Below are 8,118 nucleotides of genomic sequence, written 5' to 3'. Positions count from 1 at the left end.
ATCCGTGATGCCCTGGAAAATAAGGCACTTGAGTCGATTATGGTTTTAACTACTGCTGCTTTTTACTTCACTGAGGGAGTTAGTATCGAACTTTTTGATCAGAAAAAAATTCAGCTTACCCACTCAAAACGCAAAAGAGCCATTTTTCTGCTTAAAGTTAGTGCCATTGCATATTATCCCCCTTCCCTCACCTCGATTTCAATATGATGTTCGCGGATTTTAGCAAAATGCGCCGCAAGGACTTCTTGTAAAGTCGGTATAAAATTGCTGCCAATATACTCTTTCCTAAAACTATTCACCGTTTGCAAAACCACTTGGTTATCAGAAAGCTTGGCAGGCGTTACTTCAAGAAACCAAGATTTAAACGTAGGCTGGCTAATCTTTCGAACCAATTGCTTGCAAATTTCAAACCACAGATCCGGATATTGGTTTTCCAGACAGTGTTGTCTGATATCTTCATCAAATTCAGGCACGCTTTTTTCCTTGTACTGCCGTCTTTCTGACTGTGGTTGAGGTTTGTCGTAAATGGCTCCCTCTAAAACTTTCAGGGCATTTTTAGGTTGCAATGCCCAACCCAAAGTAACTTTAAAACCACTGGAGTTTTCTCCCAGCAAAAATCGGCAATTGCCGATTTGCTTGCAGTAGCTGTTCCACTGGGCAACGTCGTTGCTGAAAACGTTTTGCAAGAGCTCCCCTAGCTTCTTACGTCTCGTGTGGTCTAGAGAAACCTTTGGTCGATTAAGCTTGCTCTGAATTTCCTCATTCCAAACTTGAATTATATTTTGAAAATCCTCCTCCTCATCTTCCTGTTTTTTATCCCCCGCTTTTATTTCAGGTAATTTCGATGCAACAGTCGGTGCAAGAGAAGGAGGAGGAGGAGGAGGAGGATTAGTAATCTTTGTAGTAGTCTTTGTATCCTTATTATATATTCTGGTCATTTTGACCAGATGCTCCTGGTCAGATTGACCAGCTGGACAAGTCGTGCTGGACACATTTACCTGGTCAGATTGACCAGCTGTTGCTTGTCTGGTTGCAGTGAAGTGATTGGGAGTAATTCCCATAGAGCGCAATACTTCATAATTAATGCTGTAGTACTTGATTGGAGTAGGGTTACGCTTGATAAAACTAATGAGCAACTCCTGTTCTTCAAGTTCGTTAATAATACGACGAATTGTTTTAAGACTCCAAAAAGAAAATTGCCGTTGCCACTGCTCATAAGTGTTATAGACCCAATATTTTCCTTGGATCAAATTAGAATTCACCTTGGGATTGAGCCAATAATGCACTTGCTGTAGGACAATGGCCGCATTCAGGCCAACCTTTTGTGCCAGCTCAGGAAAAATAAGCAGTGTAGCAGAGGAAGAGATAAGTTTAGAGGTCATAGGTTGTCTCCAATCATTCAGTTAGATTATGCAAAATTGCTGTAACTGGGTGATGTTATAAGAGCTTAAGCAAGCCTAATTTAAAAAAAATGCAAAAGCGGCAAATACAAAAAATGGCAAATACGGATAGAAAGGGCTAATTTTGTAGCTCCGCAGATACAAATTTTTGCGAGATAATTTCCCACGAGCCATCATCGTGCCGGCAGGCTTCACCAAAGGCTTTGCGCTTTTCACCGTCAATGGTGACAGTCGTGCTGTATTCACGGCATGGCCTTCTGGTATACGCATCCCCATCAGAATATGCATAGGTGCGATCTATGGTAAACTCGCCAGAACGTCCCGTATCCGGGTTGTGCCATTGGGTGGTGCTCCCTGTAGGGGCGTGTTCTAAACTCTCTTGTGCGTTGCGTTCTGCCATCAGCTTATCGGTATCATCCAAGCCTTTGCCTATATAGCCCCCCAACAATCCACCAACTATAGTCCCTCCAATGGCGGCTGCAATCTGTCCGGTCCCACTGCCGATTTGTGCGCCTAAAACGCCGCCCCCAACAGCTCCCAACAAGGTCCCTACGGTTTGCTTTACCCCGCCTGTAGGGCCACTATCATCCCACTGGTTATTAGCACATCCTGTATTCAACAATGCCATGAGAACAAGCACCCAAGTAATTTTGAATTTCATAATGTGACCTCACATTTTTATTTGTCTTTATTATATGGAATCACATCTGAATAGTTGGTTAAGAGGGCAGAGGGCAGAGGGCAGAGGGCAGAGGGCAGATGTCAGATGTCAGATGTCAGAGGTTAGAAAATAGATTATTTTTCAGTAATTAGCACCGATAGCTGCTACACTGACCTCTGATCTCTGATCTCTGATTTCTGATCTCTGACCTCTGATTTCTGATCTCTGATCTCTGATCTCTGATTTCTGACCTCTGAACTTGACAAAATCGGCCGGAAATGCGAGAAGATACCATTAATATTTGTCTAAACTGAGTAGAGGATTACCTTCGTGAAGCGCGTTCCCTTTTCCCTCAAGCAAGCAATTCCTATAACGGGTCTTGTGCTGCTCTTGGCTGGTTGCAGTCCAAATGTGCATTATCAGGGCAAAAAGGTTGATCCAGATGATCTAGATCAGATTAAACAAGGAGTCCATAATAAGCACGATGTTGCTCGCATTTTGGGCAGCCCATCGACAATGTCGACCTTTGACGATAGAACCTGGTATTTTATTTCAAAGACAACCGAGGCCGTTGCCTTTCTCAATCCTGACGTTAAAGAGCAACAAGTGATTGCAGTCGTCTTTGATGACGCTGGTCTTGTGCAAGAGGTTGTTGAACGTGATATAGAAGACGGCAAAAAGATTCAGCTAGTTGAAAGAGTAACTGAAACAACCGGGCAAAAAAGATCATTCCTGCAACAGGTCTTTGGAAACTTTGGCCGCATTGTCCGCAAGGACGACCCAAGGGGACCAAAGTAATTCAGAAATCAGATACTGCATCCTAGACTGCTAATAGCTACATCTCTTAACTAACCTAAGTGTGAGAGCAAGTTTCATATTTCATAGGCGTCATATCCAGTTAATTCAGAATATCTGCGCAGCACTGCCTTTCTGACATCTGATCTCTGGCATCTGACATCTGACATCTGGTTTCTGACTTGGAGGCCGGGACCGGAATCGAACCGACGTACAAGGATTTGCAATCCTCTGCATAACCACTCTGCCACCCGGCCATTAGCTACAACATAGTACTGAATGCACTCCAGGTCAATTACTTGATGCAAGATATACTGGTCGCGGCCATAAATTGCCGAGTGGCATTGGTATATCTACCCATTATTTTCAGGTACCGTGCTCCCCAAAATAGCCATATCCTGCAAGATTGCAAATCCTTCATCAAATCTAACATCAAGGACAGTATCGTCAAGCACATCTGAATTAAAGCCGGTTTCAGTAGCTCCATCCTCTGCAAAGTTCACATCCGTCCCTATTGCGAATAGATCACTATCCGTGGCTTCAAATCCAGATCCATCCAGCCACACCAACTGGCCCTCACCCGGACCTAGTATCAAATTATTGTTACCTGCTTGCCCCCCACTACCTTCTGGATCATAGGGAGGTATATCTACTCCTTCGGCGGGCAAAGGCACACCGCCAGGTTGCAAATTACCATCGTGGATTGAAAAGGCAATCAAGCCTGGCGCCGCATCAAAGCCAGGCATATCAGTAAACCAATCAGAGTGTGAATCCAACCAAGCCTGCATCTCATCTATGCTAATAAAGCCATCCGGCATTGCCCCATTGGCACCATCCAAGAGACCCTGATCTGCAAATTCGAATTTGATCTTTTTAATATCAGAGGCGTCCTCATCACCATCATCTGCATAAAGTACGATATTACTGGCAAAAGGAATTTCTAAATCCACATCACCAACAATCTTTACTGTCTGATTTGCTGTGGAATCTGGATGATCTAGGCAATCAAATACACCATCGCCGTCTGCATCAACTCCATCGGTAATGGTATATTCGAAGTTAAAGGTGAGCATCTGCCCCTCACCTAACGCAGCAAAAGCATCATCAGTATTGAGCAAGAATTCTCGGCCATCTGCAAAGACTTGAATGTATGCAACCTGATCTGCTAAATCACCATCTGAATTGTCTGCTGTGGTAATCTCAAAAGTCTCGAGGGAACCTTCGCCGAAGAAATTTTCTCCTAGAAGCGCAATAGAAATATCAGCAGAAGTCAGCGCTCCACTGTCTGGCATCAATGTAAATCCATCCGATACGACACTATAGATACTTAATAAATCGCCATCAATATCTGTATCTTCCTCATAATTTGCAGTTAATCCTTCCGCTGTACCATCTTCTCCTGTTAGTTTATTGCCTAAGAATATTGCTCCTACAGTACCAGGGCCAACTGTCACGCTGTCATCTTCTCCGATTATGGCACTATCATCATGGGCATCTGGACAATCATTTATTCCATTGATTTTAACCGTCTGCGGCGCAGTCCTATCTTCTGGCGGACAGTCTTCTACTCGATGGCCTTCAGTGATTGTGTAATCAAAATTAAACGTCAGCATCTGACCCGCACTCATAACACCAAAAGCATCATTTTCGTTGATAAGGACTTCATCACCATCGGCAAACGTTAAGATGTAGGCTATCACTCCATCAATATCGAGTTGGAATACCTCTAAAGCACCCATTGCCAATGCATCTGCGCCTAAAACCATTACCTCAACATCGCCTTCTTGCAAATTACCAGCCGTAAGATCAAAGTCGTTAAACACAACACTTTCAATCGAAAGAGGGTCTGGGCCCCCCATACCTGGGGTATCATTTTCTAACTTATTGCCCAGTAAAACCCCAGTTGCTCCGGTCATCGAGAACTCATCTTCGGTAATAACATAATTGTCTTCTGCTGGAACCGGGCACACTATACAGGAAGCTTCCGATTCGTTTGTCGTCCACTTGATCTGTTCAAATCCCTGGATTTTTAGGAAAAAGTTGAAAAGACCTAGCTCATCTCCTTGACCGTCAGCTACGTTTGCAAACTCGCTAAAGTCAAACATTTTTCCTCTACCTTGACCTTTGCTGTTTACAAAATCCTCAAAACCTGGCACATCGACGATACCTGAATCTCCCGTACCATCATCATTAAAGACCCAGCTTTCATAAGTCTCTAGATATTCTTTTTGATCTTCTGTAACAAAAATCAATAAAACGTCAGTTTCATCTGGAAAACTACCACCAGAATCTTGGTAAATATCTCCATTTTTTTTGTTTGGCCCTCTGGTTGTTATCTCGAGGTCAGCATCTTCAAAAATACGGTGGATCACGGTATCGCTGCCTTGGGCTGTATTAACGGTATCATGCCCTGCACCTGAATCCACACAATCATCTTGGGCCGCCGAACGAATATCGTCATCGGCTCCATCGGTTATGATGATATCATTGCCTTCACCACCGCGGACTACATCAATACCATCACCACCAATAATCGTATCATCACCAGGACCTCCATTTAAAAAATCATTACCGCCAAGACCTTCAATCAAATCGTCTCCATCCTGGCCATTGACATGATCATCACCGATGCTTGTACCATCACCCTCCCCGTCAACTCCAGATCCATTAATGATATTATCTGTATTATCTCCATTCGTTACTTTTCTCATAATTTCCTCCTTATCAATAAATATTTGTCAATACTCAATCATTATTAGACAATATTTTTGTTAAAAATGAATTAATACAGGCAATATAATTTTGTTATTGTTTGTTAAAAAGATAATGAGGGGGCAAAATTTTTAGGCTTAAGTTAGTGCCATTGGGATATGCTTTGCTAAATTTACAGCATCCCAAAACCTACCCATTTGTATAGCTTCATATTTATAAATAAATTACGTTAACTAAATATTAATAATATTAAAGTTAATATAAAGATGTACAGTGTTAAATTGAAAGGATAATTGATATGCGTATATTATATTTATTTGTTTGTTTTGTTTATGCTTTCTCAACGCCAAATCTGTTTGCTACAGATGATGGGAGTGCCATACCCCTAGAATCCTTAATTGATGAAACCAAACCTTACGGATTGAATTTAGAAAATGTTTATGTTAGGGCTGATTTACTCTCTCGTGCCAAGAAGAAGGATGTGTCTTTGTATATTAAAAGGATGATTGAGCTCTCGATTAAGTTGGAATCTCTAAGTGAAGAAGATCCTTCAACAAGGCTGAAAAATGAAATTGATAGACTTAGAATGGAGATAAACAGGAAGGGAGACGAGTTAAGAACTAAAACTGCTGAAACTGAAGCAAAAAAGAGGACTCTTTTCGGTAAATTACGAAAGCCTTTCCATAAATCAACCTCCTCTCTAGAAATTGAAAGGCTAATTGCAGAAATTGAAGAGCTAAGGGGAAAACTGGAAGGGACGGAGTACGAAGTACGCCACCTAAAACCAGCTACTGACATCGGTAAACGTCTTCGTGTCATAACTGCAGAAATAGAAGAGCTCAGAGTTGAAATAGTTCGCATCCTGAGTGATTTTGGACTCAAAGAAGAGCATCTGGAAAATTTACCGCGCAGCCAAGAAGAGCTACTATCAGAGCTAGGAATCACACAATAGAGTCAAGGCTCAATTACACTCACAGGGCGTCCTTGGTCTGTATGCTGATTTTTCGAGCACGTAACGTCGGATTGCACGAATCGGAAAAGTTTTGCGCTGATCGACGCTCAGTCAGTGTTACCTAGGATGAAAAAACAGATTCCTGCTGATTTAGGTACTATGTCCACTGTAAAGCAATGGTGTACCCTGACATATAAATTCAATCTGCTCCAAACGTTTACTATCTTCAGGATTAAGCTCTACGAGTTTATAGTTATCAGAGAAATCCACATATTTTATACTACCGTATGTATTTTTATGGTCAAGTATTGCGGTGACATCTGCCTTATCAAAATTATTCCAACTCGCATATAAATACTCAAGATTAGTAAGTTTGGATATGATAGGTTGGAGTGTATTCAATAGATTTCTTTGGATATCAAGGATTTTGAGGTTGGGAAGATTAAGAGTTTGAAGGTACATCCCTGCCTCCGATATCAAGTAAGGATATACGCATAACTCTTCAAGGTGCTGGAGGTCTTTAACTGTTATGTTGCCTTTTACCTTCCCATAACTCCTAATATCAATCACTTTAATACCTAAATGAACGATATTGTGATCTATAACAAATTCTCCTAGGTCAATATTTTGAAAATATATTGAAAGCTTTTCTACCTCAATTCCTCGAAAAATCTTCACTTTTTCAATCGGAGTTAGTTTTTCAAGTTCCTGATTTTTACGCGCATTTTGCTTTTTTTTGCTCTTCTTAAAATTAAAATGAAAACTTCCTTTCTTTTTAGCTTTTTTTCCTTGAACTGCTTCATTTTCAACGGGTGTTTCCCGGAAAAAACCTGTCTCAAGGATCAATCGTGTTATAGAAAGATGCTTTAAGGTTAATGGGGATACTCTGGCAAACTCATCAAAACGCAATTCTTTTATTTCCAAAGGCAAAGTGTTCCAGGTTTTGCAAACCATGCGAGCATTGGCAAGACTTCCGTCTTTAATCAACTGCACAAAAATATTTGGTAAAATGTCCTTGGGGAGCATTGGATTGATAGTCGTTCTTGGCCCAGTCGTTCTTGAAATTTTACTCTGCTTTGGATTTTCAAGAGTTGAAGAAAAAGCCACATTATTAAAAATAAGCAAGGACAAAACAGATAGTGTTAAAAAATATCGAGTCATTTGAATATATACCCATAATTTTTTTTAACTAAGCCCTATGTAATATTGAGGCTCAGTCAAACCAGTTAAAACATCACTTAGGATATGACTGAATTCACTTTCAAAAAAACATCAGTCATAACACTCAGAAAAATCATCTCATAAGTAAGCTTGGTACCACATTATTTACTATCAATTCAAGAAAATATTTTTTATTCAGTAACTGTCATCAACTCGCAATATTTTCAATGACAAAAAATAATGACCCCAGTTCGGGATTATACCTAACACGGACATAAATTGCGCTTTTCAATTTATACCGAAGTGTGTCAATCATAAACTAAAAGTGTATCCTCTCCATCAGGGCTGTTCAGTGAAACCAACACGGCCGTCATCCTGAACGCTGATTTTCCGAACGTGCGACTGTAAGTCGCACGAATTGGAAAATCTTTGCGATT

Annotated in this window: 7 protein-coding genes and 1 tRNA gene; 3 read left to right on the top strand and 5 right to left on the bottom strand. The window is 41.0% G+C overall.

The genetic code is table 11. The features are described from left to right. The coding region (locus tag ABFQ95_06375) for a hypothetical protein (protein MEN8237148.1) at window positions 1–207 on the top strand (207 nt) is incomplete at its 5' end. On the opposite strand, the gene ABFQ95_06370 is transcribed toward ABFQ95_06375, so the two are convergent. Together ABFQ95_06370 and ABFQ95_06365 are read right to left on the bottom strand one after the other, a co-directional pair. Next, entirely contained in the window at window positions 174–1,382 is a 1,209-nt protein-coding gene (locus ABFQ95_06370; protein MEN8237147.1) for a DnaA N-terminal domain-containing protein, read from the bottom strand. The genes ABFQ95_06375 and ABFQ95_06370 overlap by 34 nt on opposite strands. Window positions 1,383–1,518: 136 nt before the next feature. After that, window positions 1,519–2,028, bottom strand: coding sequence for an RT0821/Lpp0805 family surface protein (locus ABFQ95_06365; protein ID MEN8237146.1), 510 nt, complete (start codon window positions 2,026–2,028; stop codon window positions 1,519–1,521). A gap of 363 nt (window positions 2,029–2,391) precedes the next feature. Between ABFQ95_06365 and bamE the strand changes: the two genes are divergently transcribed. Beyond that, window positions 2,392–2,859, top strand: coding sequence for an outer membrane protein assembly factor BamE (gene bamE, locus ABFQ95_06360; protein ID MEN8237145.1), 468 nt, complete (start codon window positions 2,392–2,394; stop codon window positions 2,857–2,859). 180 nt (window positions 2,860–3,039) lie between these two features. On the opposite strand, the gene ABFQ95_06355 is transcribed toward bamE, so the two are convergent. Next, window positions 3,040–3,113, bottom strand: a tRNA-Cys gene (locus ABFQ95_06355). 96 nt (window positions 3,114–3,209) lie between these two features. Then, a complete protein-coding gene (locus ABFQ95_06350; protein ID MEN8237144.1) occupies window positions 3,210–5,567 on the bottom strand; it encodes a hypothetical protein in 2,358 nt (785 codons plus the stop codon). Window positions 5,568–5,866: 299 nt separating this feature from the next. Between ABFQ95_06350 and ABFQ95_06345 the strand changes: the two genes are divergently transcribed. Then, complete coding sequence (locus tag ABFQ95_06345; GenBank protein ID MEN8237143.1) at window positions 5,867–6,520, top strand: hypothetical protein; 654 nt, start codon at window positions 5,867–5,869, stop codon at window positions 6,518–6,520. Window positions 6,521–6,670: 150 nt separating this feature from the next. On the opposite strand, the gene ABFQ95_06340 is transcribed toward ABFQ95_06345, so the two are convergent. Beyond that, window positions 6,671–7,681: an F-box/LRR-repeat protein gene (locus ABFQ95_06340; protein MEN8237142.1), complete on the bottom strand. Its 1,011-nt coding sequence runs from the start codon at window positions 7,679–7,681 to the stop codon at window positions 6,671–6,673. Window positions 7,682–8,118 lie beyond the last annotated feature (437 nt).

It is taken from the genome of Pseudomonadota bacterium, assembly GCA_039714795.1.
In the GTDB taxonomy this organism is placed as follows: domain Bacteria; phylum Pseudomonadota; class Alphaproteobacteria; order JAGOMX01; family JAGOMX01; genus JBDLIP01.
The sequence above is the reverse complement of the archived record's forward strand: the minus strand, read 5'-3'. Positions and strand labels throughout refer to the sequence as shown.

Bases quoted from the DNA above. Each gene is read 5' to 3' on its own strand.
- ABFQ95_06340 (MEN8237142.1), bottom strand. From the start codon at position 7,681: ATGACTCGATATTTTTTAACACTATCTGTTTTGTCCTTGCTTATTTTT.
- ABFQ95_06365 (MEN8237146.1), bottom strand. From the start codon at position 2,028: ATGGCATTGTTGAATACAGGATGTGCTAATAACCAGTGGGATGATAGT.
- ABFQ95_06370 (MEN8237147.1), bottom strand. From the start codon at position 1,382: ATGACCTCTAAACTTATCTCTTCCTCTGCTACACTGCTTATTTTTCCT.
- ABFQ95_06350 (MEN8237144.1), bottom strand. From the start codon at position 5,567: ATGAGAAAAGTAACGAATGGAGATAATACAGATAATATCATTAATGGA.
- ABFQ95_06345 (MEN8237143.1), top strand. From the start codon at position 5,867: ATGCGTATATTATATTTATTTGTTTGTTTTGTTTATGCTTTCTCAACG.